The sequence below is a fragment of the Pseudomonas sp. C32 genome (assembly GCF_030417915.1).
In the GTDB taxonomy this organism is placed as follows: domain Bacteria; phylum Pseudomonadota; class Gammaproteobacteria; order Pseudomonadales; family Pseudomonadaceae; genus Aquipseudomonas.
Genome location: NZ_JAUHUK010000022.1, coordinates 53271 through 80182 on the forward strand (window position 1 = coordinate 53271; position 26912 = coordinate 80182).

General features: G+C 60.6%; 19 protein-coding genes and 1 pseudogene. 17 read left to right on the plus strand and 3 right to left on the minus strand.

The annotated features are described in order from the left end of the window. Positions 1-149: 149 nt before the first annotated feature. The 12 genes from QYH43_RS22440 (at position 150) to QYH43_RS22495 (ending at position 16218) form a co-directional block, all read left to right on the plus strand. Positions 150-1031 (plus strand): triacylglycerol lipase, encoded by an 882-nt coding sequence (locus tag QYH43_RS22440; RefSeq protein WP_095058120.1) that lies wholly within the window; start codon positions 150-152, stop codon positions 1029-1031. Between the two features lie 108 nt (positions 1032-1139). Then, positions 1140-1421, plus strand: coding sequence for a peptidylprolyl isomerase (locus QYH43_RS22445; protein ID WP_095058119.1), 282 nt, complete (start codon positions 1140-1142; stop codon positions 1419-1421). Between the two features lie 134 nt (positions 1422-1555). After that, a complete protein-coding gene (locus tag QYH43_RS22450; protein WP_301158140.1) occupies positions 1556-3424 on the plus strand; it encodes an extracellular solute-binding protein in 1869 nt (622 codons plus the stop codon). Further along, the gene (locus QYH43_RS22455; protein ID WP_301158141.1) at positions 3424-4485 is read left to right on the plus strand and encodes a microcin C ABC transporter permease YejB; all 1062 of its coding nucleotides are present in this window, start codon (positions 3424-3426) and stop codon (positions 4483-4485) included. The genes QYH43_RS22450 and QYH43_RS22455 overlap by 1 nt, the downstream gene beginning before the upstream one ends. Beyond that, on the plus strand, positions 4485-5507 hold the full coding sequence (locus tag QYH43_RS22460) for an ABC transporter permease (RefSeq protein ID WP_301158142.1): 1023 nt from the start codon (positions 4485-4487) through the stop codon (positions 5505-5507). Before QYH43_RS22455 ends, QYH43_RS22460 begins: the two co-directional genes overlap by 1 nt. Positions 5508-5521: 14 nt before the next feature. Next, positions 5522-7099, plus strand: a complete 1578-nt coding sequence (locus QYH43_RS22465) for an ABC transporter ATP-binding protein (RefSeq protein WP_301158143.1) — start codon at positions 5522-5524, stop codon at positions 7097-7099. Between the two features lie 172 nt (positions 7100-7271). Next, positions 7272-8687 (plus strand): sigma-54-dependent Fis family transcriptional regulator, encoded by a 1416-nt coding sequence (locus tag QYH43_RS22470; protein WP_095058114.1) that lies wholly within the window; start codon positions 7272-7274, stop codon positions 8685-8687. A 286-nt stretch (positions 8688-8973) separates the two neighbouring features. After that, positions 8974-10365, plus strand: a complete 1392-nt coding sequence (locus tag QYH43_RS22475; protein WP_301158144.1) for a GntP family permease — start codon at positions 8974-8976, stop codon at positions 10363-10365. Positions 10366-10372: 7 nt separating this feature from the next. Continuing rightward, positions 10373-11146, plus strand: coding sequence for a 3-hydroxybutyrate dehydrogenase (locus QYH43_RS22480; RefSeq protein WP_301158145.1), 774 nt, complete (start codon positions 10373-10375; stop codon positions 11144-11146). A 44-nt stretch (positions 11147-11190) separates the two neighbouring features. After that, on the plus strand, positions 11191-13146 hold the full coding sequence (locus tag QYH43_RS22485) for an acetoacetate--CoA ligase (RefSeq protein ID WP_301158146.1): 1956 nt from the start codon (positions 11191-11193) through the stop codon (positions 13144-13146). A gap of 190 nt (positions 13147-13336) precedes the next feature. Further along, positions 13337-15874: a PAS domain-containing protein gene (locus QYH43_RS22490; protein WP_301158147.1), complete on the plus strand. Its 2538-nt coding sequence runs from the start codon at positions 13337-13339 to the stop codon at positions 15872-15874. 68 nt (positions 15875-15942) lie between these two features. Continuing rightward, the gene (locus QYH43_RS22495; RefSeq protein ID WP_007898282.1) at positions 15943-16218 is read left to right on the plus strand and encodes a peptidylprolyl isomerase; all 276 of its coding nucleotides are present in this window, start codon (positions 15943-15945) and stop codon (positions 16216-16218) included. A gap of 97 nt (positions 16219-16315) precedes the next feature. On the opposite strand, the gene QYH43_RS22500 is transcribed toward QYH43_RS22495, so the two are convergent. From QYH43_RS22500 to QYH43_RS22510, 3 genes are all read right to left on the minus strand, one after another. Continuing rightward, positions 16316-17533, minus strand: coding sequence for an amino acid deaminase (locus tag QYH43_RS22500; RefSeq protein ID WP_301158148.1), 1218 nt, complete (start codon positions 17531-17533; stop codon positions 16316-16318). A gap of 39 nt (positions 17534-17572) precedes the next feature. Next, positions 17573-18337 (minus strand): IclR family transcriptional regulator, encoded by a 765-nt coding sequence (locus tag QYH43_RS22505; protein ID WP_301158149.1) that lies wholly within the window; start codon positions 18335-18337, stop codon positions 17573-17575. A 144-nt stretch (positions 18338-18481) separates the two neighbouring features. Next, entirely contained in the window at positions 18482-18871 is a 390-nt protein-coding gene (locus QYH43_RS22510) for a RidA family protein (protein ID WP_301158150.1), read from the minus strand. A gap of 333 nt (positions 18872-19204) precedes the next feature. On the opposite strand from QYH43_RS22510, the gene wecB reads away from it, so the two are divergent. From wecB to QYH43_RS22535, 5 genes and pseudogenes are all read left to right on the plus strand, one after another. After that, entirely contained in the window at positions 19205-20359 is a 1155-nt protein-coding gene (gene wecB, locus QYH43_RS22515) for a non-hydrolyzing UDP-N-acetylglucosamine 2-epimerase (RefSeq protein WP_301158151.1), read from the plus strand. Then, positions 20356-22530: a cyclic di-3',5'-guanylate-activated glycosyltransferase NrfB gene (gene nrfB, locus QYH43_RS22520; protein ID WP_301158152.1), complete on the plus strand. Its 2175-nt coding sequence runs from the start codon at positions 20356-20358 to the stop codon at positions 22528-22530. Before wecB ends, nrfB begins: the two co-directional genes overlap by 4 nt. Then, on the plus strand, positions 22527-25691 hold the full coding sequence (locus QYH43_RS22525; RefSeq protein WP_301158153.1) for a phage receptor: 3165 nt from the start codon (positions 22527-22529) through the stop codon (positions 25689-25691). Before nrfB ends, QYH43_RS22525 begins: the two co-directional genes overlap by 4 nt. Then, complete coding sequence (locus QYH43_RS22530; RefSeq protein WP_301158154.1) at positions 25691-26569, plus strand: DUF4434 family protein; 879 nt, start codon at positions 25691-25693, stop codon at positions 26567-26569. The genes QYH43_RS22525 and QYH43_RS22530 overlap by 1 nt, the downstream gene beginning before the upstream one ends. Then, a pseudogene (locus QYH43_RS22535) lies at positions 26570-26892 on the plus strand (diguanylate cyclase); the annotation flags it as partial. Between the last annotated feature and the right edge of the window lie 20 nt (positions 26893-26912).

The window sequence follows — 26912 nt, forward strand, 5'->3', positions numbered from 1 at the left end:
CCAAGACCGCAAATACATGCGTGTTTTCATACCGGATCTATACCGTTTTCATCGGTTTTCAGCGGACTTTTCATACATCGCGCCAGCGTTGAGTGTTTTAGAGTGAAGCGCACTGCACCTCCCACGAACTGCTGCGAAAAGGTACGAACATGCAACGGAATGCAAACACCTGCCACCCAATCCTGCTGATCCATGGTCTGTTCGGAGTCGAACGAATCGGCAAATTCGAACTCTTCCATGACATCAAACAGGCCCTGCGAAACAGCGGCGCAAGGGTATTCGTGCCGCAACTGTCAGCCATTCACAGCAATGAAGTTCGTGGCGACCAGCTACTGGCGCAAATCGAGCGCGTACTGGAAGGAACAGGCGCAAGTAAAGTCAACCTGATCGGACACAGTCAGGGCGCACTCGCTGCACGCTATGCTGCAGCGGTTGCGCCAGGCAGGGTCGCTTCGGTGACGTCGGTCAGCGGGCCGAATCACGGTTCGGAACTGGCTGATTTCCTGCGCAAGGCGCTGACACCCGGGCGCTTGCCGGAACAAGTTGCCGAGGCGGTCGTGACCTTGTTTGCCGACTTCCTGGCAACCCTCAGCAACGACCATTACCTGGCGCGCAACGCAGTCGCTGCACTGAATGCCCTGACCACCGAAGGCGTAGGCGCCTTCAACGACAAGTACCCACAGGGTTTACCCAAAACCTGGGGTGGCGAGGGTCGAGAGCTGGTCGATGGCGTTCGCTATTACTCATGGAGCGGTGTCCTTCAGCCCAATGTGCTCGCCGAAGGTGTTAACGCGCTCGACCCGTTCCACACCCTGTGCCGCGCCTTTTCCCGCTACTTCATCACCGAAGCCGATCAGAACGATGGCATGGTCGGACGCTTCAGTTCCCATTTGGGCACGGTGATCCGCTCCGACTACGCCCTGGATCATCTGGACACTATCAGCCAGCCGGCGGGTCAACTGCGCACGAACATCGATCCGGTTGAACTGTTTGTGGAGCATGCCGAACGCTTGAAAGAGGTCGGCCTGTGACAAACACCTTGCTCCGGGTCCCGCGCAGGTTGGAACTTTTGAGGAGAAATAGCGCCCTGAATCCGGTAGGCTCAGCACTTTGCAAAACACTGAATGGAGAATTTTCCCATGGCTAAAGCCACTGCCCGTCACATCCTTGTTGCCAGCGAAGACAAGTGCAACGAACTCAAGGCCCAAATCGAAGGCGGCGCCGACTTCGCCGACGTTGCCAAGGCTAACTCCACTTGCCCATCCAGCCGCCAGGGCGGTGACCTCGGTTCGTTCGGTCCAGGCCAGATGGTCAAGGAATTCGACACCGTTGTTTTCAGCGCGCCAATCAACGTCGTGCAAGGCCCGGTGAAGACCCAGTTCGGTTACCACCTGCTGGAAGTGACCAGCCGCCAGGACTGATCAACGCTTGAGTTTTTCGCACAACGGCCCGCCATTTGGTGGGCCGTTGTGTTTCAGGTACGTTAATACGGCTGGCGAGGGACGCGCCGCTAGCGTACAAATCATCGTTTATCCCCCCGGCTTTAAGGCTGACAATGCGACTGGCTTTCCCTATTTTATTGTTCACTGCCGTGGCCCTGCTGTTGGGCGCCGTTGGTGTGAACGCAGCGCCGCAACACGCAATGACCGTCTACGGCGAACCGGCCAAGTACCCAGCCGGTTTCAGTCATTTTGCCTACACCAACCCGCAGGCCCCCAAGGGCGGCACGATGCGTCGTTCAGCGATTGAAATCGGCCACTTCGACCATGTCCTGCCCTACATCGATAAAGGCATCGGCGTCACACAGATCGATGGTTTGCTGTATTCACCGCTGGCCCAGCGTTCACTGGACGAGCCCTACACGGTGTACGGTCTGGTGGCGCAGAAGATGGAGCGTTCCGATGACCGCCTGTCCCTGCGCTTCTACCTCAATCCCAAGGCGCGTTTTGCCGACGGCAAGCCCATCACCGCCGAAGACGTGCGCTATACCTTCGACCTGCTGATGACCCAGGGCAGCCTGCGCTATCGCACTCAATTCGCCGACGTCAAAGGCGTCGAAGTGGAATCGCCACTGGTCGTTCGCTTTGACTTCAAGAACAACGAAAACCGCACCCTGCCCCTCGACATCGCAACCTTGCCGGTGTTTCCCGAGCATTGGTGGAAGACCCGGGATTTTGCCGGCGGTGGCGGTTATGAACCGCCGCTGGGCAGCGGCCCCTATAAAGTAGGCAAAGTCGATTCGGGTCGCAGCATCACGTTCGAGCGCAACCCCGATTGGTGGGGCAAGGAGTTGTCCGTCAGCCGCGGCTTGTACAACTTCGATCATTTCAGCCTCGAGTATTTCGGTGATACCGACGTCGCGCGCCAAGTCCTGCGCGGTGGCGCCTACGACTACAACCGTGAGTTTTCCGCCACCGGTTATTCCATCGGCTACGAAAGCCCGGCCTTGAGCGACGGTCGCCTGCAAAAAGCCCACCTCGCCACCGAGGCGCCGCAACCGTCTCAAGGCTTCGTGTTCAACCTGCAAAAGCCGATGTTCCAGGACCGTCGGGTACGTCAGGCGCTGGTGATGCTGTGGGACTTCGAATGGAGCAACCGGCAGATGATGCGCAACCTGTACATCCGCCAGCAAAGCTACTTCTCCAACACCGACCTCGCCGCCCGGCAACTGCCGGATGCCGGAGAACTGGCGATCCTCGAACCGCTGCGCGGACAGATTCCCGACGAAGTTTTCAGCAAAGTGTTCGAGGCGCCGAAAACCGATGGCAGCGGCGTGATTCGCGACAAGCAACTGCAAGCCCTGGACCTGCTCGAACAGGCCGGCTGGAAACCCGATGGTGATCAACTGGTGAACGCCGACGGTGAACCGCTGAGCTTCACGTTCCTGATCAGCCAGAACGGCATGGACCGTTTGCTGTTGCCCTATAAGCGCACGCTGAAGCAGATCGGCATCGAACTGAATATCCGCCGCATCGACTCATCCCAGTACGTCAATCGCCTGATGAGCCGAGATTACGACATGATCGTCACCGGCTATCCGGTGACCACTTCGCCCGGAGGCGAACTGTTCAATTATTTCGGCTCGGCCGCCGCCACCGACCCCGGCTCCAACAACTACATGGTGTTGAAGAACCCCGCGGTGGACTCCCTGATCGCCGGACTGGTGCGCGCCAACACCCAGGCTGACATGCTGCACTATGCCCATGCCCTCGACCGTGTATTGCAGTGGAATTACTACTGGATTCCCAACTACTACCCGCCTGGCACCTCCACCGTCTGGTGGAACCGCTTTGGCATCCCGAATGTGCAAGCGAGCAATGACGAAGCCATCGAGAGCTGGTGGGAAATGAGCACCACACCGTTGACCAATCAGGAAATGACGGCCGAGCGCATTCGCCGTGGCAGACCCGGAGGACCGCACTGATGTGGGCATACATACTGCGGCGTCTGCTGCTGATCATTCCGACGCTGGTGATCATTCTTCTGGTCAATTTCGTGATCGTCCAGGCCGCACCGGGCGGGCCAGTGGAACAAGCCATCGCGCACCTGCAAGGCATTGGCGGCGCCGCGGTCGGTGGCGGTTCCGGTGACTCCGTGAGCAGCACGTCCCGGGCCAGTCGCGGCCTCGATCCTCAATTGATAAAAGACATCGAAAAACAGTACGGTTTCGACAAACCCGCGCACGAGCGTCTGTGGCTGATGCTCACCAGTTACGCCCGGCTGGATTTCGGCAAGAGCTTCTTTCGTGGCGCCACGGTCACCAACCTGATCCTGGAAAAAATGCCGGTCACCATTTCCCTCGGGCTCTGGGCAACGCTGATCACTTATCTGGTGTCGATCCCGCTGGGCATTCGCAAGGCCGTGCATCACGGCAGCCATTTCGATATCTGGAGCAGCACGGCGATCATCATCGGCTACGCCATGCCGGCGTTCCTGTTTGCCATGTTCCTGATCGTGGTGTTTGCCGGAGGCACCTCGTTGAGCTGGTTCCCGGTTCGCGGACTGGTCTCGGACAACTTCGACTCGTTGTCGACCGTCGGTAAAGTCGCCGATTACTTCTGGCACCTGGTACTGCCGGTGACGGCGCTGGTGATCGGTGGTTTCGCAACGCTGACCATCCTGACCAAAAACTCGTTCCTCAATGAAATCACCCGACAATACGTGGTCACCGCCCGCGCCAAGGGCTTGAGCGAGCGCCGCGTGTTGTACGGCCATGTGTTCCGCAACGCGATGTTGCTGGTGGTGTCGGGGATTCCGCAGGCGTTCATTAGCGTATTTTTTGCCGGCTCGTTGCTGATCGAAGTGATTTTCTCCCTCGATGGCCTGGGCCGCATGAGTTACGAAGCGGCTGTGTCGCGGGACTATCCGGTGGTGTTCGGCTCGCTCTTCATCTTCACCTTGTTCGGGCTTCTGATAAAACTCGTCGGCGACCTCTGCTACACCCTGGTCGACCCGCGTATCGACTTTGCCGCGAGGAACGCCTGATGCTCACGCTTTCCCCATTGGCGCGTCGTCGATTCGAGCGTTTCAAGAAAAACCGTCGTGGCTGGTGGTCGCTGTGGCTGTTTATCGGTCTGTTCGCACTGACCCTCGGCGGCGAACTGATCGCCAACGACAAACCGCTGATCGTCAGTTATCAGGGTCAGTGGTATTTCCCGGCGCTCAAGCGCTACACCGAGCAGGAGTTCGGCGGGCAACTGCCATTCCAGGCCGACTACCGCAGTGATTACGTACAGCAGCTGATTAAAAAGGATGGCGGCTGGCTGCTGTTTCCGCCGATTCCGTTCAGCGACGACACGCCGAATTACGACTTGATCAAACCCGCCCCGAGCCCGCCGACCAGCGTGAACTGGCTGGGCACCGATGACCAGTCACGGGACGTGCTGGCCCGGGTGATTTTCGGTGCGCGGGTGTCGATTCTGTTTGCCTTGATGTTGACGTTTGTCAGCGCCCTGATCGGTATCGCCGCCGGTGCCCTGCAAGGGTATTACGGCGGCTGGGTCGATCTGCTGGGTCAACGATTGCTGGAAGTCTGGTCCGGGTTGCCGGTGCTGTACCTGCTGATCATTTTGTCCGGTTTTGTCGAGCCGAATTTCTGGTGGCTGCTGGGGATCATGGCGCTGTTTTCCTGGCTGGCCCTGGTGGACGTGGTGCGCGCCGAGTTCCTGCGCGGGCGCAATCTGGAATACGTCAAAGCCGCACGGGCACTTGGCCTGAGCGACCGAAAAGTGATCGTGCGACACATCCTGCCCAACGCCATGAATGCGACGCTGAGTTATTTGCCTTTCATTCTGACCGGTGCCATTTCGACCCTGACAGCGCTGGACTTCCTCGGGTTCGGCATGCCGGCGGGCAGTGCTTCGCTGGGCGAACTGATCGGCCAAGGCAAGCAGAACCTGCAAGCGCCATGGCTGGGCCTGACGGCGTTTTTCACCCTGGCGCTGATTCTTTCTTTACTGGTGTTTATTGGCGAAGCCTTGCGCGATGCCTTTGACCCGCGCTCTTGAAGCGGAAACTTGATATGACCAACCTGATCGAAATCCGGGACCTCAGCGTCGCCTTCAGCGGCCAGACCGTGGTGCGCAACCTGTGCCTGGACATCCGCCCCGGCGAATGCCTCGCGCTGGTGGGCGAGTCCGGCTCGGGCAAGTCCGTCACGGCCCATTCGATCCTGCAATTGCTGCCCGAATGCGGCACCGAGACAACCGGCAGCATCCGCTATCGCGGCCAGGAACTGGTAGGGGCCGATGCCGGAAAATTGCGCAAACTGCGCGGCGACCGCATCGCAATGATCTTTCAGGAGCCGATGACTTCGCTCAACCCGCTGCACAGCATCGAAAAGCAGATCGGTGAAACGCTGCTGGTGCACAAAGGCATGGCCGGGAAAGCGGCGCAGGCGCGGATTCTTGAATTGCTGCAGCTGGTGGGCATCCAAAAACCCCAGGAGCGACTGAAAGCCTATCCCCATCAACTGTCCGGCGGGCAGCGCCAGCGGGTGATGATTGCCATGGCCCTGGCCTGCGAGCCGGAACTGTTGATCGCCGACGAACCCACCACGGCGCTTGATGTGACGGTGCAGCGCAAAATCCTGCTGCTTCTCAAATCCTTGCAGCAACGGCTGGGCATGTCGCTGCTGCTGATCAGTCACGACCTCAATCTGGTGCGCAGCATCGCCCAGCGCGTGTGCGTGATGAAGGCCGGGGAAATCGTCGAACAGGCGTCGTGCGAAACCCTGTTCACCGAACCGAAACACCCTTACAGCTGCGTGCTGCTGAACGCCGAACCGGAGGGCGAAGCCCTGCCCCGGGACGAACGCGAAAACGTGCTGGAGGTGGATGATTTGCGGGTGCAGTTTCCGGTCAGTGGCGGACTGTTTCAGCGCAAAACCTATCTGCGCGCCGTGGATGGCATCAGCCTGAACATTCAGCGCGGCAAGACGCTGGGTATTGTCGGTGAATCCGGCTCCGGAAAGTCCACGCTGGGTCAGGCGATCCTGCGCCTGCTCGACTCCGAAGGCGGCATTCGCTTTCAGGGCGAAGCGCTGGAGGAGCTGACGCAAAAGCAGCTGCGCCCATGGCGCAAGAAGATGCAGGTGGTGTTCCAGGATCCGTTTGGCAGCCTCAGCCCGCGCATGTCGGTGGCGCAAATCATCAGCGAAGGCCTTGAAGTGCACAGCCAGTTGACGACGGAGCAATGCAACGCCGAAGTGATCCGAGCGTTGCAGGAAGTCGGGCTCGACCCGCAAAGCCGCCATCGCTACCCCCACGAATTTTCCGGCGGCCAACGTCAGCGCATCGCCATTGCCCGGGCGCTGGTGCTGAAACCGGCATTGATCCTGCTCGACGAGCCGACCTCAGCGCTGGACCGCACCGTGCAAAAACAGGTCGTCGCCCTGCTTCGCCAGCTTCAGGAAAAATACGGTTTGACCTACCTGTTCATCAGCCATGACCTGGCAGTGGTGCGCGCGCTTGCCCACGACATGATCGTGATCAAGGACGGCAAAGTGGTGGAACGCGGCGCCAGCCATGATGTGTTCGATTCGCCGCAGCACCCGTACACCAAAGAGCTAATGGCAGCGGCGATGTTGGGGCAGGCATAATCGCGCCTGGCAGTTGAAGCGTGTCGCAGCCATCGCGTGCAAGCCGCTCCCACAGGGTATCTGTCGCGCCCAAAATCGGTGGCAACCTCAAATCCTGTAGGAGCGGGCTTGCCCCGGGCGGCGTTCCGACGATGGGGCCCGAACAGTCAACGAGAAACAAGGATCAATACCGATGAACACCACCGAAAGCCTTAAGGACTACCAGCGCGTGCGCCTGCTGGCGATCCGCTCATTGTTCGAGATCATCGAGCAGTCGAGTGAAGGCACGGTGATCGTCGACCGTGACGCCAACATCGTCTGGATGAACGAGCGCTACGCCCGGCGCTTCGGCCTGGAGTCGGCTGAAAGCGCGATCGGCAAGGCCTGCGAAAGCGTGATCCCCGGCAGCCTGTTGCGCGAAGTGGTGCGCACCGGCCGGCCGATTTTGCTCGACATGCAAGACACCTCCAAAGAACCACTGGTGGTCATGCGCCTGCCGATTCATGACGATGCCGGCGTGGTGATCGGCGCCATCGGCTTCGCCCTGTTCGACGAATTGCGCAGCCTGTCGCCGATGCTCAAGCGCTACATGAGCATGCAGGAAGAACTGGCCTCTACCCGTTCACTGCTGCGCGCGCGGCAAACCAAATACAACTTCGCTCATTTCATTGGCACCAGCGCCGCCAGCCTGGAAGTCAAACGTCGGGCACGTCGTAGTGCGAGTACGGAATCGCCTGTGTTGCTGCTCGGCGAAACCGGTACCGGCAAGGAATTGCTGGCCCAGGCGATCCACAATGCGTCGCCGCGGGCGCACAAGGCGTTTGTCAGCATCAACAGCGCGGCTATTCCGGAATCATTGCTGGAAGCCGAATTTTTCGGCACGGCGCCCGGCGCCTTTACCGGCGCCGACCGCAAGGGGCGTGCCGGCAAACTGCAAATCGCCCAGGGCGGCACCTTGTTTCTCGATGAAATCGGCGACATGCCGCTGCCCCTGCAAAGCAAACTGCTGCGGGTGTTGCAGGAAAAGGAGTTCGAACCCGTCGGCTCCAATGAAGTGATCCAGAGCGATGTGCGGGTGATTGCCGCAACCTCCACCGACCTCGAAGCCGCGATCAAACGCGGTGAGTTTCGTGCCGATTTGTACTACCGCCTCAACGTCTTGCCGATCCAGGTACCGCCCCTGCGCGACCGTCTTGACGACCTGCCGGCCCTGAGCGAAGCGATTCTGGAGGAACTGCGCAGCCAGCATGAACTGCACCACGAAGCCCTGGCGCTGCTGAGCCAGCATGCCTGGCCGGGAAACATCCGTGAGCTGCGCAACGTGCTGGAACGCGCCGCCCTGCTCAGCGATGACTTGCGCCTGACAGCCACGGATCTGCGGGCAGCCATTGGCACATTCACACCCGTTGAACGTCTGTCTCCGCCGCCCTTCGAAGCGGTTGCTTATGAGACATTCAGTGCAGCGCGGGAACGGTTTGACCGGCAATTGATTGAATCCACCCTCGCGCAATGCGGGGGAAAGGTGGTTCAAGCAGCGGCGCGACTGGGGCTGGGACGGTCGACGTTGTACAAGAAGATGGTGGCGTTGGGGATTGCCGAATCTCATTAATGAGACATAAATCTCAACTATTGGACAATCCATCGCAAACAAGCTCGCTCCTACAGGAAGACGGAGCTTTATGTGGGAGCGCGGACCACTGTAGGAGCGAGCTTGCTCGCGATGAGGTCCTCACCCCCGCCAAAAGTCTCAATCTTGAGACAAACTATCCTCACTCACCTCAAAACAAACAGCTATATCCTTATATTTCAACGCCTTAGCTATCTGGCACGAAAGTCGCTACACACCCTTCCTACAAAGATCCACCCTACAAAAATAACAACCCAGGAGACACACCATGAGTGTGATCATTGCCTTGGCAGCCCTCGCGCTGCTGATGCTGGCTGCTTACCGTGGCTACAGCGTTATCCTTTTCGCCCCGATTGCCGCCCTTGGCGCCGTCCTGCTCACCGACCCTTCTGCCGTCGCGCCCGCCTTCACCGGCGTGTTCATGGAGAAAATGGTCGGCTTCATCAAACTGTATTTCCCGGTGTTCCTGCTCGGTGCGGTGTTCGGCAAGTTGATCGAGTTGTCGGGGTTCTCGCGTTCCATCGTTGCCGCCGCGATTCGCCTGCTCGGCACGCGTCAGGCCATGCTGGTGATCGTGCTGGTCTGCGCCCTGCTGACCTACGGCGGCGTCTCGCTGTTCGTGGTGGTCTTCGCGGTCTATCCATTTGCTGCCGAGATGTTCCGCCAAAGCAACATTCCCAAGCGCCTGATCCCGGCGACCATCGCCCTCGGCGCGTTCTCGTTCACCATGGACGCCCTGCCCGGCACGCCGCAGATCCAGAACATCATTCCCAGCACCTTCTTCAACACCACCGCGTGGGCGGCGCCGTGGCTGGGTGTGATCGGTACGATCTTCGTGTTCAGCGCCGGCATGCTGTTTCTCCAGCGCCAGCGCAACAAGGCCCAACGCAGCGGTGAAGGCTATGGCTCGGACCTGCGCAACGAACCGGAAACCGCCGCCGACATCAAGCTGCCCAACCCATGGCTCGCCCTGTCGCCGTTGCTCGCGGTGGGCATCATGAACCTGCTCTTCACCCAGTGGATTCCGCTGTGGTACGGCAAGACCCACAGCCTGGCGCTGCCGGGCATGACCACGCCGGTCACCACCGAAATCGCCAAGCTCACCGCGATCTGGGCGGTTCAGGCGGCGTTGCTGGTGGGCATCCTCATGGTGCTCGCGTTTGGTTTCCAGGCGATTCGCAGCAAACTGGCTGAAGGCAGTAAAAGTGCGGTCAGCGGTGCACTGCTCGCGGCGATGAACACTGCCTCGGAATACGGCTTCGGTGCGGTGATCGCCTCGCTGCCAGGCTTCCTGGTGCTGGCCGATTGGCTCAAGGGCATTCCCAATCCGCTGGTCAATGAAGCGATTACCGTGACCCTGTTGGCCGGTATCACCGGTTCGGCATCGGGCGGCATGAGCATCGCGCTGGCGGCGATGTCCGAACAATTCATCAGCGCCGCCCACGCTGCGAACATTCCCCTGGAAGTGATGCACCGGGTGGCGTCGATGGCCAGCGGCGGCATGGACACCCTGCCGCACAATGGCGCGGTGATTACCTTGCTGGCGGTCACCGGCCTGACCCACCGCGAGGCTTACAAAGACATTTTCTGTATTACGCTGATCAAGACCCTGGCGGTTTTCGTGGTGATCGGCACCTTCTACGCCACTGGCATTGTGTGAGGTATTCATGACGACTCTTTCGGGCAAGACCGCACTGGTCACCGGCTCCACCAGCGGCATCGGCCTGGGGATTGCCCTCAGCCTGGCCAAGGCTGGGGCCAACCTGATCCTCAACGGGTTCGGCGATGCATCCAAAGTGATTGCCGACGTGGCACAGTTCGGCGGCAAGGTCGGCCACCATCCGGCCGACGTCAGCGACCCCGCGCAAATCGCCGACATGATCGCCTACGCCGAGCGCGAGTTCGGCGGCATCGACATTCTGGTCAACAACGCCGGCATTCAGCACGTCGCGCCCGTCGATGAGTTTCCGGTGGAACGCTGGGATTCGATCATTGCGATCAACCTGTCATCGGTGTTCCACAGTACCCGGCTGAGCCTGCCGGGTATGCGTGCCAAGGGTTGGGGTCGGGTGATCAACATTGCCTCAGTGCATGGGATGGTCGGTTCGGTGGGCAAAGCAGCTTACGTCGCCGCCAAGCATGGGGTGATCGGTCTGACCAAAGTGGTCGCACTGGAAACGGCCACCACCCAGGTCACCTGCAATGCGATTTGCCCGGGCTGGGTGCTGACGCCGCTGGTGCAGAAGCAGATCGATGACCGCGCCGCGACCGGGATTGATCCGCAGCAGGCGCAGCACGATTTACTGGCCGAAAAGCAGCCCTCGCTGGAATTCGTGACACCGCCACAATTGGGTGAACTGGTGCTGTTCCTGTGCAGTGATGCGGGGAGTCAGGTGCGCGGTGTGGCGTGGAATATTGATGGTGGGTGGTTGGCGCAGTAACTGCCGCAAGCCTGTGTGAAGGCATAAAAAAGAAGAGGCATTCCATGTCCGACATCCTCTGGCAACCCAGCGCCGAACGCATCGGCAAGACCCGCATGGAGACCTTTCGGCGCTTCATCAATCAGCGCCATCGCCTGCACATCGACGACTATCCCGCCCTGCACCAATGGTCCATCGATCAGCGGCGGGACTTCTGGCAAGCCATCGTCGACTTCTTCGACATCCGCTTTCACCAACAACCCGACGCGGTGCTGCTCGAAGGGCCGCAGATGCCCAGCGCCGAGTGGTTTCCCGGTGCCACCCTGAATTTCGCCGAACACCTGCTGCGGCGTCGCGACGATGCCGTGGCGGTGGTGGCCGTCGGTGAGAACGGCCAACGCGAACACTTGACCTGGGCCGAGCTGGCGGAACATGTCGCCGGTTTTCAAAACGGTTTGATCGCTGCCGGTGTTCGTGTGGGCGACCGGGTCGCGGCGTGCATGCCCAACACCTGGCAGACCCTGGTGGCCATGCTCGCGACCACCAGCCTCGGTGCGATCTGGTCTTGCTCGTCTCCGGACTTCGGCACCCAGGGCGTGGTTGACCGTTTCGGCCAGATCGAACCGAAAGTGCTGCTGACCTGCGCCGGCTACCGCTATGCCGGCAACGACGTCGACCAGACCGCCAAGGTCAACGAAATCCTCGAACGCCTGCCGTCGTTGCGGCAATTGGTCGTTGTGCCTTACGCACGGCCGGAAGCGCACATCGAAGACTTCCACACAACGGCCAATGTCACGCTGTGGGACGACTTCTATGTGGCCGGCGGCGAACCGGATTTCGTCCCGGTGCCGTTCGCCCATCCGCTGTACATCCTCTACTCCAGCGGTACCACCGGTGTGCCCAAATGCATCATTCACAGTACCGGCGGCGTGCTGCTGCAACACGTCAAGGAACACGGTCTGCATGCCGATCTTGGCCCCGGCGAACGGTTGTTCTACTACACCACCTGCGGCTGGATGATGTGGAACTGGCTGGTCTCGGCGCTGGCGGTAGGCAGCGCCGTGGTGCTGTACGACGGCTCGCCGTTCCAGCCTGACCCGCAGCGTCTGGTCGACCTGATCGATGACGAGCGAATTACTGTCTTCGGCACCAGCCCCAAGTTTCTCGCGACCCTGGAAAGCAGCGGTGTGAAGCCCAGGGAAAGCCACGACCTGAGCAGCCTGAAAACTTTGCTGTGCACGGGCTCCGCGCTGTCGCCGCAGAGTTACGATTACGTCTACCGCGACTTCAAGCCCGACCTGTGCCTGGCGTCGATGTCGGGGGGCACCGACATCGTTTCATGCTTCGTGAACGGCAATCCGTTGCAACCGGTGCGCCGTGGCGAAATACAGGGCAAGAGCCTGGGCATGGCCGTCGAAGTGTGGAACGACGACGGGCACCCGGTGATCGGCGAGAAAGGTGAGTTGGTGTGCACCCGGCACTTCCCGGCGATGCCGATCGGGCTGTGGAATGATCCGGATGGAGAGAAACTGCGGACGTCCTATTTCAGCCAGTTCCCCGGCGTCTGGGCCCAAGGCGACTACGCGGAACAATTGTCCCACGGCGCGATGATGATCCACGGACGCTCCGACGCCGTGCTCAACCCCGGTGGCGTGCGCATCGGTACGGCGGAAATCTACCGCCAGGTGGAAAAAGTCCCGCAAGTGCTCGACAGCGTCGCCATTGGTCAGCAATGGCAGGATGACGTGCGTGTGGTGCTGTTTGTGCAGTTGCGAGGCGGCGTGGAACTCGATGAGCAACTGCAACAGCAGATTCGCCAGGTCATTCGCGCCAACACCACACCACGCCACGTGCCGGCGAAAATCGTCGCGGTGACGGACGTTCCCCGAACCATCAGCGGCAAGGTCGTGGAGTTGGCGGTGCGCAATGTGGTGCATGGGCAAAAGGTGAAAAACACCGACGCCCTGGCCAATCCCGAAGCGCTGGAGCAATTCCGTGACCGACCTGAACTGATGGATTGAAATGGGATTACATGTAGGAGCAAGCTTGCTCGCGATAGCGGAGTGTCAGTTGACATCAATGTAATTTGATCCGACGCCATCGCGAGCAAGCTCACGCCTACATTGACCGCTCAAGCCTCTGAATCAACCCGCGCCTGTCACCTGTGCAAGAATAGCCCCAGCCAAAGCGACTCATGCGCAGGACACTTTGATGAAAGCAACACCAACCGGCAGCGACGCCCAAGCCTTGATCGCCCGACTGGACTGGGCGATCGGTCCACTGGGTGCGGCAAGCACCTGGCCGCAGAGCCTGCGAACCGCCGTGGACATCGTGATTCACTCGCCGATGCCGATGCTGTTGCTGTGGGGGCCGCAACTCACGCAGATCTACAACGACGGCTTCGCCCTGCTGGCCGGGAGCAAACATCCCCACGCGTTCGGCCAGCCGACGCACCAGACTTGGCCCGAGTTGAAAGACTTCACCGATCCGATCTATAGCGCGGTCCTGCAAGGCCAGGTGCGAACTTACAGCGAGCAACGATTCACTTTGCAGCGTGAGGGCCAGGATTCCGACTTCTGGCTTGACCTGACCTACAGCCCCATTCGCGACGAGAGCGCACAAGTCGCGGGCATTCTGGTCACGGCCATCGAAACCAATGAGCGCCGACGCATCGCCCTCGAACTCGAGCAGCGCTCTGCGGCTAGTCTCAAGGCCCAGCGCGAAACCGAGGAACGTCTGCAACTGGCCCTCGCCGCCACCGACGCGGTCGGCACCTGGGATTGGGACATTGGCGAGGACCGCTTTATCGCTGACGCGCATTTTGCCCAGTTGCACGGCATCGACCCGACCATGGCCGGCCAGTTGCCGATCAGTGAGTACCTGCACGGCGTGCACCCCGAAGACCGTGCCCTGATCGCCCGCAGCATCAAGCACTGCATCACCCACGGCACCGAGTACGCCGAGGAATACCGCCTGCTGCAACCCGACGGTCAGTTGCGCTGGGTGTTTGCCCGAGGGCGTTGCTACAAGGACCACCATGGCCGACCGATCCGTTTTCTCGGTGCCGCCCTGGACCTGACCGAGCGCAAACACACCGAACAGGCGCTGCGCCAGAGCCAGACCGAGCTGCAACTGATCATCAACGCCATGCCGATCCTGATCAGTTACGTCGACCGCGAAGAACGTTTTCGCCTGAACAACGCCGCGTACCTCGACTGGTACGGCCTGACCCCGCAGGAGCTCTACGGTCGCACCATTCTTGAAGTACTGGGTGAAGAAGCCTACGCGCTGCGCGCCCCGCACATCGCCGAAGCCCTGTGCGGCAGGCCCGGTTGCTTCAGCATCAGCACGCCACACCGCGACGGCAGTATTCGTCAGGCCTTGATGAATTACCTGCCGCGCCACGGTGCCGACGGCGCCGTGAACGGTTTCTATATTTTCGTGATCGACGAAACCGAGCGCAAAAAAACCGAAGAAGCGCTGCGTATTCTTAACGAAACCCTCGAGGAGCGGGTCGCCGCCCGCACCCGGCAACTCGCCGAAGCGAACGAGCGACTGCAGAGCGAAATGTTCGAACGCGAGCGCGCCGAAGACGCCTTGCGCCACGCGCAGAAAATGGAAGCGGTCGGCCAGCTCACCGGCGGTATCGCCCATGACTTCAACAACATGCTCACCGGCATCCTCGGCAGCCTCGACCTGATGCAACGCTTCATTGCCGAAGGGCGAACCGAAGAGATCGGCCGTTTTACCGAGGCGGCGATGTCCTCGGCCAACCGCGCCGCCGCCCTCACCCATCGGTTGCTGGCGTTCTCAAGGCGTCAGTCGCTCAACCGCAAACCGCTCAACGCCAATGATTTGATCCATTCGCTGGAAGACCTGCTCAGCAGGACCAAGGGCAATCACATCGAACTCCAATTGCAACTGGCCGAGAATATCTGGCGGGTCAACACCGACGTCAGCCAACTGGAGAATGCGCTGCTCAACCTGGTGATCAACGCCCGGGACGCCATGCCCGATGGCGGCGAACTGCGCATCGAAACCGCCAACGCCTATCTCGACGGCAGTGAAATCACCACCCTGGAACCGGTCAATGCCGGGGACTACGTGATGATCGCAGTCAGCGATAACGGTACCGGCATGACGCCTTCGGTGCTGGCCAAGGCTTTCGATCCGTTCTTCACCACCAAACCCATCGGCCAGGGCACCGGTCTGGGCCTGTCGATGATCTACGGCTTTGCCCAACAATCGGGTGGCCATGTCAGCCTGTTCAGCCTGCCGGGCCGGGGAACCAGCGTGCGGTTGTACCTGCCCCGCCTGCATTCGACCGAGGAAGAAAAAGAACCTGCACCGGTCGTTAGCGAAGCACCCGCGGCGATTGCCGGTGAAACCGTGATGCTGGTCGAGGACGATCCGGCGGTGCGCATGCTGGTCCTCGATCTGCTGAACGAGCTCGGTTACCGCGCCCACGCCGCCGAAGACGCCAAAGGTGCACTGCCCGTGCTTGAGTCCGGGTTGCGTCTGGACCTGTTGGTCACCGATGTCGGGCTGCCGGGCATGAATGGCCGGCAACTGGCAGAAATCGCCCGCCAGCACCGTCCGGGACTGAAAGTGCTGTTCATGACCGGTTATGCGGAAATCGCCGCCGAACGCCAGGGTTTCCTGGAGGACGGCATGGACATGGTCGCCAAGCCGTTCTCCATCGACCTGCTGGCCAACAAGATTCGTACGATGATCAGTCAACCGGGCTGACTTGAGGCATAATCGCGCGCCCCCAGCTGGCACCCACATAGCCACCACCGCTACAAGGTAACCGCACCATGAAAGCTCAAGCCCGCCACATTCTGGTGAAAACCTCGGAAGAAGCCGAGCAGCTCAAACAACGCATCGCCAAGGGTGAAGCGTTCGATGTACTGGCCAAGAAATACTCGACCTGCCCGTCCGGCAAGCGCGGGGGTGATTTGGGTGAAGTGCGACCGGGCCAGATGGTCGGTGTGATCGATGCGGTCATTTTCAAGAAACCGCTGCGGGTGGTGCACGGGCCGATCAAGAGCAAGTTTGGTTATCACCTGGTGCAGGTGTTTTACCGGGATTGAGAGCCCCCGGGATTCCGGCACTTGAATCACCCGACTCGCCAGCCGACACCCCCACACATTGATATGCGTTCCTTGGCCGCGCCGTGGTCTTGAACCCTTAGAAACAGGTTTCCATGGTCTCGATGACATTCAACTGGTCATCCACCAGACAGCCCACGCGCCACTTGTCAAACGTCAGGCACGGATGCGAAGTGCCGAAGGAAATGATGTCGCCCACGCGCAAATCCACACCCGGCGCCACGGTCATGAACGCATGCTGATCCATCACCGCCGTCACCTTGCAGGCGCCGACATCGTCACCCTTGGCCGGCACCACACCCGCCTTGTAACGCAGCAACGGCACCGGTAGCCCGGCGTCGTAGGCCACGTCGCGCTTGCCCAGGGCAATCACCGCAAAGCCCGGTTCCGGCAACGACTGCACGTGCGCCCAGACTTCCAGCGCCGGACGCAGGCCTTCGTGCAAGTCACTGCGGCGGTCGAGCACGCAGCATTGCGCTTCCTTGTAGATGCCATGGTCATGCGCCACGTAACTGCCGGGGCGCAGCACGCTAAGAAAACGCCCGGCCGCGTTCTGCGCTTCGAAGGACTCGGCAATCAGGTCATACCAGGCCGAACCCGACGCGGTGATGATCGGTTTAGCAATGGCGAATGCGCCGCTGTCCTGCAACTGCACCGCCAGACGCACCAATGACGAAGCGAAATCACGAATGCCGCTCACCGCATGATCCCCGTGGATCACGCCTTCATAACCTTCGATGCCCGTCAGCGCCAATGCCGGCTGCGCCGCGATAGCCTTGGCCAGATCCAGCACTTCCTGTTCGCTGCGGCAACCGCAACGCCCACCCACCACGCCGTATTCGATCATCACGTTCAGGCGCACTCCGCGCGAGGCGAAATACGCGCCGAGGTCAGCGACGTTGTCCGGGTGATCGACCATGCAATAGAAGTCGAACGTCGGGTCGGCCAGCAGGTCGGCGATCAGCGCCATGTTCGGTGTACCGACCAGTTGGTTGGCCATCAGCACCCGACGCACGCCATGAACGTAGGCCGCTCGGGTTTGCGTGGCGCTAGCCAGGGTGATGCCCCAGGCGCCGGCGTCCATTTGCCGACGAAACAGCGCCGGGATCATGCTGGTTTTGCCGTGGGGCGCGAGTTCTGCGCCGCTGTTGCTGACGAAGTTCTGCATCCAGCGAATGTTGTGTTCCAACGCCTCGCGGTGCAGCACCAGTGCCGGCAGACTGACGTCACGGACCAAATGGGCACCAGTCTGGGCAAAGCCTTTTTCCACGGCAGCAGTGTTTTTGGCAGTAGACATGGTCGAACTCCTCACAATCGCGGCAGCAGGCAGCCGCTGTTATTCGTTGATGCGTCGGGCCAGGTTGTTTGCGCTGTCGATCAGCACCCGACGATAGTCACTGTAGTTTTTCTTCGCATCGACCCGTGGTGCGACGATGCACAGGGTCGCGATGGCCACGCCGCTGGGGTCTTTGACCGGGGCGGCGAAGCAATGGGTAAAGGTGTCGGCAACGCTATCGAAAGAGAAAAAACCGTCGATGCCGGCCTGACGGATTTCCTTGAGAAACTGCTCCAGCGGCAAGCGTTCGCCATCGGGCAAGATGAAGTCGTCGGGGTCGATAAGGTCAGCGATTTCCTGGTCACTCAAGTGCGCCAGCAGCAACCGTCCGGAAGCGGTCCAGGGAATCGGTGCGTTCTCGCCGATGTCCGAGGAAATCCGGAAATGCCGCTCGCCTTCTTTCATCAACGCCACAGTGTATTTGCGCCCGTTGAGCACGCACATCTGCGCGGTTTCACGGGTCTGGCTGACGATGTCCTGCAAGGCGTGATCGGCCTCGCGGGTCAGGTCGAAGTGACGCAGATGCGCCTGCCCGAGGAAGTACAGTTGACGCCCGAGATAGACATGGCCGTCCTTGCCCACCGGCTCCAGAATCCGCCGTTCCAGCAACGAAGCCACCAGTTCGTAGACCGTGGATTTTGGGCTGCCGATGCCATTGGCGATGTCATTCGGGCGCAGGGGCTGGCCGATCTCCTTGAGGAAATCTAGGATATCGAACGCCCGGTCCAGCCCGCGTGCCCGGCGCTTGATGGTGTCTTCGGTCATTTCATGGGTTTCCCTTCAAAGTGCCAGGGGTTTACCTAGAGTGCGTCGACGACCGTCAGGTCGTCATCGCTAGCAGGCTAGCTCCCACATTTGGAATGCGTTCCCCTGTGGGAGCTAGCCTGCTAGCGATGAAGCCACCTCGGTTCAAGCATTTTTCTTGTATGCCACGCAGTCAATCTCGACCTTGCAGTCGACCATCATATTCGCCTGTACACAGGCGCGAGCCGGGGCGTGCTCGGGTTTGAAGTACTCGGAGAAGACCTTGTTGAAACTCGTGAAATCCCGCGGATCCTCCAGCCATACACCCGCACGCACCACGTCCTCCAGGCCATAACCGGCTTCTTCCAGAATCGCGATCAGGTTCTTCATGGTCTGGTGCGTCTGTTCAACAATGCCGCCAATAATGATCTCCCCGTCCAACGCCGGCACCTGCCCGGAAACATACAGCCAGCCATCGGCTTCAACGGCGCGGGCGAAAGGGCGAGGTTGACCGCCCGCGGCGGTGCTGCCGGTGCCGTAACGAGTGATGCTCATGGGTGCTTCTCCAGATTGATAGTAGGGGTTAAAAGCGGTTGCTGTTGGCGATGCATGGCAAGCACTCCAGGACAATAGAAATTCCGCTATAGCGGAAGATGGTATCGAGTAGCGGAATAAACGAAAGAAAGTGTGCCACGGGACGCCATGGAAAAGTTGGGAATAGGGAAGCGTTTTTTGCGTAGTGGCGATGTGCATAGCAACGCTGTCAGAAATTTCCGAGTCGTCGCAGCCCATTGGACAACCCCCCATCCGACTGCTTTATTCAATGCACAAGTGATAACCGGTCTCGATAGCCGCGTCACGACGGCGTGTGCAGTCCCTGGAGGGTTCATGTCCTTTAAAGTCATGATGGTTTTCGGCACAAGACCTGAAGCCATCAAGATGGCACCCCTGGCGCGGGTTCTGCGTAACTGGCCCGGCATCAACCTGAACATCTGCTCTACCGGTCAGCATCGGGAAATGCTCAAGCAGGTGCTCGACTCGTTCGAACTGGCGGTCGATGAAGACTTGCAGGTCATGACCCAGGGCCAAACCCTCAACGGGCTCTCTGAACAACTGCTGGCGCACCTCGACAAAGCCTATGAACGCGTGCAACCGGACATCGTGCTGGTGCATGGCGACACCACCACCAGTTTCATTGCCGCCCTCGCCGCCTTCAATCGTCAGTTACCCATCGGCCACGTCGAGGCCGGTTTGCGCACCGGTAACTTGCGTGCGCCTTGGCCGGAGGAAGCGAACCGGCACCTGACCGGCGTCATCGCCGACCTGCATTTCGCACCGACCACCAAGAGCGAAGACAACCTGCTGCGCGAAGGTGTGCCCAAGGCCAACATCGAGGTCACGGGGAACACGGTGATCGATGCGCTGGTGTGGATGCGCGATCACCAACGGGAAAGCCACTGGCACCCGGCCGCCGACTCACCGCTGGCGGTGCTCGACGACAACCGGCGCATGGTGCTGATCACCGGACATCGCCGCGAGAACTTCGGCGGTGGTTTCCGCAACATTTGCCTGGCCCTGGCCACCCTCGCCGAACGTTACCCGGACGTGCAGTTCGTCTACCCGGTGCACCTCAATCCGCAGGTGCAAAAAGCTGTTTACAGTGTGCTCTCGGGCAAATCCAACATCTATCTGGTGGCGCCCCAGGATTACCAGCATTTCGTCTGGCTGATGGGACGCGCGTATTTCATACTGACCGATTCCGGCGGCATTCAAGAGGAAGCCCCGGCCATTGGCAAACCACTGTTGGTGCTGCGCGATGTCACCGAACGGCCGTCGGTGCTCGAAGGTGGAACGGTGTTGCTGGTGGGGACCGACACTGACCGCATCGTCAAGGAATCCAGTCTGTTGCTCGATGATGACGCCACCTTCCAGCGCATGAGCCGGGTCCACAGCCCTTATGGCGACGGGCACGCCAGCGAACGTATCGCCAATCGCCTTGGTGTCTGGCTCAAACACCGTGCGGCCGCAGGGAAAGCGGTATGAGCCTGCTGTTTGTCGACTTTTTTGCCTATGTGCTGTTCGGACTCAAATACCTCGCGATCATCCTGGCCCTGCTGATGTTCATCCTCGGGCTCGATGACCTGTTCATCGACGTCATGTACTGGGGCCGCAAACTGATCCGGCGCTGGCGGGTCTATGAAAAATTCAGCCGTGCCGATGAGAAGCGGCTGTACTCCATCGCCGAAAAGCCCCTGGCGATCATGGTTCCGGCCTGGAACGAAGTCGGCGTGGTCGGAGAGATGGCGCGCCTGGCTGCTTCGACCATCGACTACGAGAACTATCAGATTTTCGTCGGCACCTACCCCAACGACGCCGAGACCCAGGCCGATGTCGATGCGGTCTGCCTGCACTACCCCAACGTGCACAAAGTGGTGTGCGCCCGCCCCGGCCCCACCAGCAAGGCCGACTGCCTGAACAACGTGATCGACGCGATCCTGCGTTTTGAAAGCGATGCGAAAATCCAGTTCGCCGGTTTCATCCTGCACGATGCCGAGGACGTGATTTCGCCGATGGAATTGCGCCTGTTCAACTACCTGCTGCCGAGCAAGGACCTGATCCAGATTCCGGTCTATCCCTACGCGCCGGAATGGAAAGGGTTCACCGCCGGGCACTATGTCGACGAGTTCGCCGAAAACCACGGCAAGGATGTCATCGTTCGCGAAGCCCTGACCGGGCAAGTGCCGAGCGCCGGGGTTGGCACCTGCTTCAGTCGCAAGGCCATCAGCGCGCTGCTGGAGGATGGCGACGGCATTGCCTTCGATGTACAGAGTCTCACCGAAGACTACGACATCGGGTTCCGCCTCAAGCAAAAAGGCATGAAGTGCATCTTCGCCCGCTACTCGGTCACCGACCCGAAACTGGCGCTCGAACAGCCTTGGGCGTTCGGGATGAACCGCGCGTTTTCCCAGGTGATCTGCGTGCGCGAGCACTTTCCCCGGGACTTGCAACACGCCATCCGCCAGAAATCACGCTGGATCGTCGGCATTGTGTTCCAGGGCACCAAGAATCTCGGCTGGAGCCCCAAGGGTTTGCTCAATTATTTTCTGTGGCGCGACCGCCGCGGCTTGATCGCGTACCTGTTGAGCTTCCTGGTGAACCTGCTTTTTTTGGTCCTGCTGGCGATGTGGCTGGTGACAGTGATCGCGCCGAACGCCTGGCGCTACCCGTCGTTCCTCGCCGACAGCAGTTTGTTGGCGACCTTGCTGTGGCTCAACGGCTTCATGCTGCTCAATCGGCTGTTTCAACGCGGCTGGTTTGTCACCCGCTATTACGGTCTGGCCGAAGGATTGCTGTCGGCGCCGCGGATGATGTGGAGCAACTTCGTCAACTTCTTCGCCAACCTGCGAGCGCTGCGTCAAGTGATGGAAATGGGCGATTCGCGCCGCGTCGCCTGGGACAAGACCACTCACGAATTTCCAGCGCTGGCCCAGGCCCAGCGCACCCCGCTGGGTCATCGTCTGGTGGAAAAAGGCTTGCTCACCGAAGAACAACTCGAAGACATCATCACCAACCCGCTCCGCCGACGTCTGGGTCAGGAACTGCTGCTGCGCGGTCACATCAACACCACCCAACTGGTGCAGACCCTGGCCCAGCAACTGGACCTGGAATGGGCGCCACTCAATCCGTTCAAACTCGACAAACGCCTGATCGACGCCGTACCACGCAAAATCGCTACGCACTACGGCGTGCTGCCGGTCGCCGAGGAAGGCGAAACTTTGGTGCTGGCCTCCGAAGGCCCGGTGAGCCAGGTGTCCCTCGGTGCAATCAGCCGCCAACTGAAACGCCCGGTGCGCTGCCGCCTCGCACCCCAAGGCCGGGTGACACTCGGCATCCGCTACTGGTACCCCAGCCCTCGTCAAAGCCAGGAAGTTCGCGACATGCTGCGCGTGCTTGAGCAACATCAGGACGACGAAGATTTGATCGAGCGCGTCAGCCATCACCAGATACTGCTGGGCAATCTGTTGCAAGTGCGCGGCATGGTACCGCCCACCCTGTTCAATCAGGCGCTGATCGATTTCGATGCGGAAAAAATGTCGTTGGGCGAGCACTTGATTGACCGCGGCATGATCACCCAGGAGATCCTCGAACAAGCCCTGGCCGATCAGGCCAGCGAACAACAAGCCGCCTACCGCATTACACGGGAGGTCGCATGAAGCCTGCCCACCGTCGAACCTTGCTGGTCGGAAGTCTGCTGCTCAGCCTGAGCACTACGGCTTGGGTGCAAGCCGAACCGTTGACCGACTTTGAGCAGTTCCGCAGTTTCCCCTACATGGACCGCAGCTACCGCGAAGCGAAAAAAGGCAACTGGAAGGAAGTCGAACGACTGATGCGCCACCTGCTGACCAAGGTGCCGAAAAACGATGAAGCGCGGGCGCTGCTGGTGCAATCGCTGGCCAAACAACGGCGTTACAAGGATGCCGCGCAAGCACTACCGGCTAACCCGGCCAACAGCGAGGCGCTGCTCAACCTGCGCCTGACCTGGATCGAACAGGACCCGCCGGGCAGCGAACAGGTGGAGCAATGGATCGCCACCAGCAACCTGAACCAGCGCGTGCGCCTGTGGCAGGCCTACAGTTTGAGCCTGGCCAAATTCGGTGGCGCGGCCCGGGCCCATAACTGGCTGGCGCAACTGCCGCCCAAGGGTGATGAGCGCGTTCTGCACCTGGCGCGGGCCAATTGGTCCGAGCAGTTGCGCGACTGGGACGGCACCATCAAAGAGTTGGCCCCACTGGCCGCGAGCAAACAACTCGATGCCCAAGGCTGGCAACGCCTGGCCAACGCCTATGTGCAACGCCTCGACGAGCAACCCTTGCAACAATTGTTGCAAACCGCGCCAAGCCCGGAAGCGGCACGCAAGGCGCGATTGGCCATGGTCGACCGGGCAATTGCCATGGGACATCACGAGCAGGCACAACGCTGGATGCAATCGCTGCCACCCGCCGACCTGGCCGATCCGGCCCAGCGCCAGCGCCTGTGGGAACTGGCACGGCAAACCGGCGACAGCGCAACGGTAGAACGCTTGAGTGGCGAGTTGCAGCGACCGTGCCTTGAGACAGTCGACTGGCTGTCCCACCACGACCCGCAAGCCGCGCTCAGTCAGCTGCAACGTTGCCCACCCGATGCAGATCCGCAAGCCTGGCTGATTCTCGCTCAACGCCTGCAAGCCACCGAATTGCTGCAGAGCACCCGCTTGCCGGAACCGTGGGATTCTCGACGGCGTGATCGACTGCTGGACGTCTGGCAGGCCGAAGGACGCAGCGACAAAGTCATGGCTTATCTCGCCGCTCAGCCGCAAACCGCCGACGTGGTCAAACGCCGGGCCGATCTGACTCAGGCATCCGGGCGCACGGCTGAAGCGGCGACGCTGTGGGAGCGTCATTACCAGCAGACCGGCAACCTCGATTCGCTCAACCAGGCGACGTACTTGCTGGTGAATGCGGGCCAGCGTGATCACGCGCAACGGTTGCTCGAAAACGCTTACGACCGCCACAACGGCCAGTTACCCACAGCCCTCTTGCAACGGCTGGCGGGACTGTATGCCTCATCGACACCGACTGCGGCGCAGCAGCAACGCATGACCACACTGGTCAATCGTGTCGACCCCGCCACACGCGGGCAGCTGCTGGCGCAACTGGCGGAAAACGGTCAGTGCGATGCGGTGCAACAGGCCATCGGCAGTCATCCGCAAAGCGCCGGTGACTATCGCGCCCTCGGTCGATGCGCCATGCCGGAACGCCCCGGTGAAGCGGTGGTGTATTACCAGGAAGCCGCCAAACTCGGCGACAAAAACAGTCGCCTGGCGTTGGCCTACGCCCTGGAAGCTGCCGGGGATTCTGCTGGTGCACTGGCCATCTGGCGCAGCCTTCCAGACGCCGAACTCAGCGACAACGCCCGCCTCACGGCCAGCCGCAGCGCACTCAATGCAGGCGACCCTCAGACTGCCGAACGCTACTGGCAACAAAGCCGCAGTCGTGGCGCCAATGAATGGGCCTTGGGTGCTGCGATTGCCGATGCCCGGGGCGATCACGCGCTCGCATTACAGCGCCAGCGCTCCGCCCTGCAACAGGCTCCCGATGCCGGGCATTTTTACGCCGCTTCGGTCACCGCGCAAAAGGCCGGCGACCTGCCACAAAGCAGCGCATGGCTGGCCGAGGCCGTGCGCCGTGAACCGAACAACCCACGCTTTCGCGCCGACTACGGCATGCGTCTGGCCGGCGCCGACACCAAGGAGGAACGTGCCCGCGCCATCCCCTATCTGCAAGCCGCCACCCAGGATTTCCCTGAGGACTACCAACTCGGCGAAACCCTCGCCTGGCGCTATGACGAAGTCGAAGACAGCGCCTCGGCCCGCAAGGAGCTGCGGCGCGTGATCGACCTGGAACAACACCCGGTCGCGGCCGACGACGAGGATGGCAGCATGGAAGCGCGGCGTTATCGACAGCGTCGTGCTCACGAGTCTTTGTCCCGCCGCGATACCCTCACCTTCGCCAGCACCTGGTCACCGGCCGGGGTCTCGACCAACGACTTCGTGCGCCCTGACGAGAGCACTGGCTCGCAACGGCGCTCAACGTCACAGAACGTGCAATTGGCGATGTGGGACCATGCGCTCGGCGAAGAACCCAGCCGTGCCGGCAGTTCGCTGTCGGCCTACGGACGGGTGCTGCTCGGCGGCCAGAGTCGCTCGAGCTATGCCGAGTCCATCGCCACTGGCGTGGGCCTGCGCTACAAGCCTTGGGGCACGGCAAACATCAATTTCTACGGTGAGGTCTACAAGCAGAGCCAGTTCGACGATCAGGACAACCACGGTTTGAGCCTCGGCCAAATGCTGATCCCCGACAAGGTATCCGATCAGGCCGAAGATCATCGTGAAGACGGTAACACCACCACCGACTACCTGCTGCGCGCCACCGCGTCGTTCCTCAATCAGGGTCGATTCCGCAACGATTGGCGGGTCGACGAAAGCGATTGGGAAGAACGCTTTCTCTATCTCGATGCCGCGTGGTGGACCAAGGCCGGTGACCATCAATGGCTGTCACGCTTCCAGCAGGGGCACACCTGGAAGCTGCCGTTCAACGGCGCACAAACCCTCATGCCATACGGTTTTCTCGAATTCGCCAGCCAGGACCCGAGCAACGACTGGCGCCAGGATCTGCGCACCGGTCTCGGCCTGCGCTGGCAATGGTGGTTCCACGACGACACCTACAACGCCTACCGCGCTCACCTGTCAGTGCGTACCGAGTACCAGCAATCGCTGGGTGGCAATTTGTATGAAGGCGGCGACGGCGTGCTGCTGGGCGTGGAGTTGAATTTCTGATGAGGCGATTTTTATTGGCTGTGGGTCTGTTGTTGAGCGCCGCGATGGCTTGCGCGGACCAGCGGATTTTCTATCAGCCGCTCAACGCCGATGCCAGCCTGAGCCAGGCGCAATGGCAACGGATCTGGCAGGACACTGCCAAACAAGGCACTCACACCGTGATCGTGCAGTGGACGGCCTATGGCGACTCGGACTTCGGCGGCGCCCAGGGCTGGCTCGCCAACAGCCTCAAACTGGCCCAGGCCCAAGGCCTGAAACTGGTACTGGGGCTGCGCATGGACCCAGCCTACTACCAACGCATCGACGAGCTGGACAGTGCGGGATTGGCGAGCTATTGGCAGGCGCAATTGGGGCAGTCGCTGGCGCAACAGAAGGCGCTACGCAAAGACTGGAAGCTACCCGTCAGCGGCTGGTATCTGCCGATGGAGCTGGATGATCTGCACTTCCTGCCAGTCGATCGACGGCAAACCCTGCACCGCCAGCTCAAGGACCTTGCCGCCAAACTGGATGCACCGTTGCATGTCAGCGTCTTCAGTGCCGGCAAACTGGCGCCGCTGGTGAATGGGCAGTGGCTGGGTGAACTGGCGAGTGTGGGCATTCAAGTCTGGTGGCAGGACGGCGCGGGCACCGGGCGTTTACCTTCGTTGGTTCAACGGAGTTATGCCGATGCACTGCCCTGCTCCATCGGCATCGTCCGGGAAGCGTTCCGCCAGGTGAGTGCTGTCGGGCAACCCTTCAGGGCTCAACCGGCTACCCCGCAAATGTCAGCATCGGGATGTCATCCAACAGCAGTCTTTTCCCTTCGCTATCGCCCTTGGGGTCAGGTAATTCTCAATAACCAACACAACAACAAGGGCAACGATGTTCAAAACCATTGAATACGGATCGTTGCCCTGGACATCCGGTCGGTGATGGCTGACTTCGAATATCCGCGGTTGGGCGGCGAAGAATTTGCGATCTACTTGCCCGGGTCCGCCGCGAAGAAGTCGAGGCGTTGGCCGGGAAGCTTTGTCGGGTAGTCCGCGAGCAACCGGCACAGCACCCGGTGACCATCAGCATCGGTTTGGCACAGGTACTCGATGGCGACACCTTGAACCAGGCGTTGGTCAAGGCCGACGAGGCTTTGTATGCGTCAAAACATACGGGGAAGGATCGGTTTACGTTTCATCAGTCACTGCAGGGCGCTCAATTGCCTGCTTGACATTAAAGTTGACTTTAAGC

Coding starts and splice junctions, on each gene's coding strand:
- QYH43_RS22440 (WP_095058120.1), top strand. CDS start 150: ATGCAACGGAATGCAAACACCTGCCACCCAATCCTGCTGATCCATGGT.
- QYH43_RS22445 (WP_095058119.1), top strand. CDS start 1,140: ATGGCTAAAGCCACTGCCCGTCACATCCTTGTTGCCAGCGAAGACAAG.
- QYH43_RS22450 (WP_301158140.1), top strand. CDS start 1,556: ATGCGACTGGCTTTCCCTATTTTATTGTTCACTGCCGTGGCCCTGCTG.
- QYH43_RS22455 (WP_301158141.1), top strand. CDS start 3,424: ATGTGGGCATACATACTGCGGCGTCTGCTGCTGATCATTCCGACGCTG.
- QYH43_RS22460 (WP_301158142.1), top strand. CDS start 4,485: ATGCTCACGCTTTCCCCATTGGCGCGTCGTCGATTCGAGCGTTTCAAG.
- QYH43_RS22465 (WP_301158143.1), top strand. CDS start 5,522: ATGACCAACCTGATCGAAATCCGGGACCTCAGCGTCGCCTTCAGCGGC.
- QYH43_RS22470 (WP_095058114.1), top strand. CDS start 7,272: ATGAACACCACCGAAAGCCTTAAGGACTACCAGCGCGTGCGCCTGCTG.
- QYH43_RS22475 (WP_301158144.1), top strand. CDS start 8,974: ATGAGTGTGATCATTGCCTTGGCAGCCCTCGCGCTGCTGATGCTGGCT.
- QYH43_RS22480 (WP_301158145.1), top strand. CDS start 10,373: ATGACGACTCTTTCGGGCAAGACCGCACTGGTCACCGGCTCCACCAGC.
- QYH43_RS22485 (WP_301158146.1), top strand. CDS start 11,191: ATGTCCGACATCCTCTGGCAACCCAGCGCCGAACGCATCGGCAAGACC.
- QYH43_RS22490 (WP_301158147.1), top strand. CDS start 13,337: ATGAAAGCAACACCAACCGGCAGCGACGCCCAAGCCTTGATCGCCCGA.
- QYH43_RS22495 (WP_007898282.1), top strand. CDS start 15,943: ATGAAAGCTCAAGCCCGCCACATTCTGGTGAAAACCTCGGAAGAAGCC.
- QYH43_RS22500 (WP_301158148.1), bottom strand. CDS start 17,533: ATGTCTACTGCCAAAAACACTGCTGCCGTGGAAAAAGGCTTTGCCCAG.
- QYH43_RS22505 (WP_301158149.1), bottom strand. CDS start 18,337: ATGACCGAAGACACCATCAAGCGCCGGGCACGCGGGCTGGACCGGGCG.
- QYH43_RS22510 (WP_301158150.1), bottom strand. CDS start 18,871: ATGAGCATCACTCGTTACGGCACCGGCAGCACCGCCGCGGGCGGTCAA.
- wecB (WP_301158151.1), top strand. CDS start 19,205: ATGTCCTTTAAAGTCATGATGGTTTTCGGCACAAGACCTGAAGCCATC.
- nrfB (WP_301158152.1), top strand. CDS start 20,356: ATGAGCCTGCTGTTTGTCGACTTTTTTGCCTATGTGCTGTTCGGACTC.
- QYH43_RS22525 (WP_301158153.1), top strand. CDS start 22,527: ATGAAGCCTGCCCACCGTCGAACCTTGCTGGTCGGAAGTCTGCTGCTC.
- QYH43_RS22530 (WP_301158154.1), top strand. CDS start 25,691: ATGAGGCGATTTTTATTGGCTGTGGGTCTGTTGTTGAGCGCCGCGATG.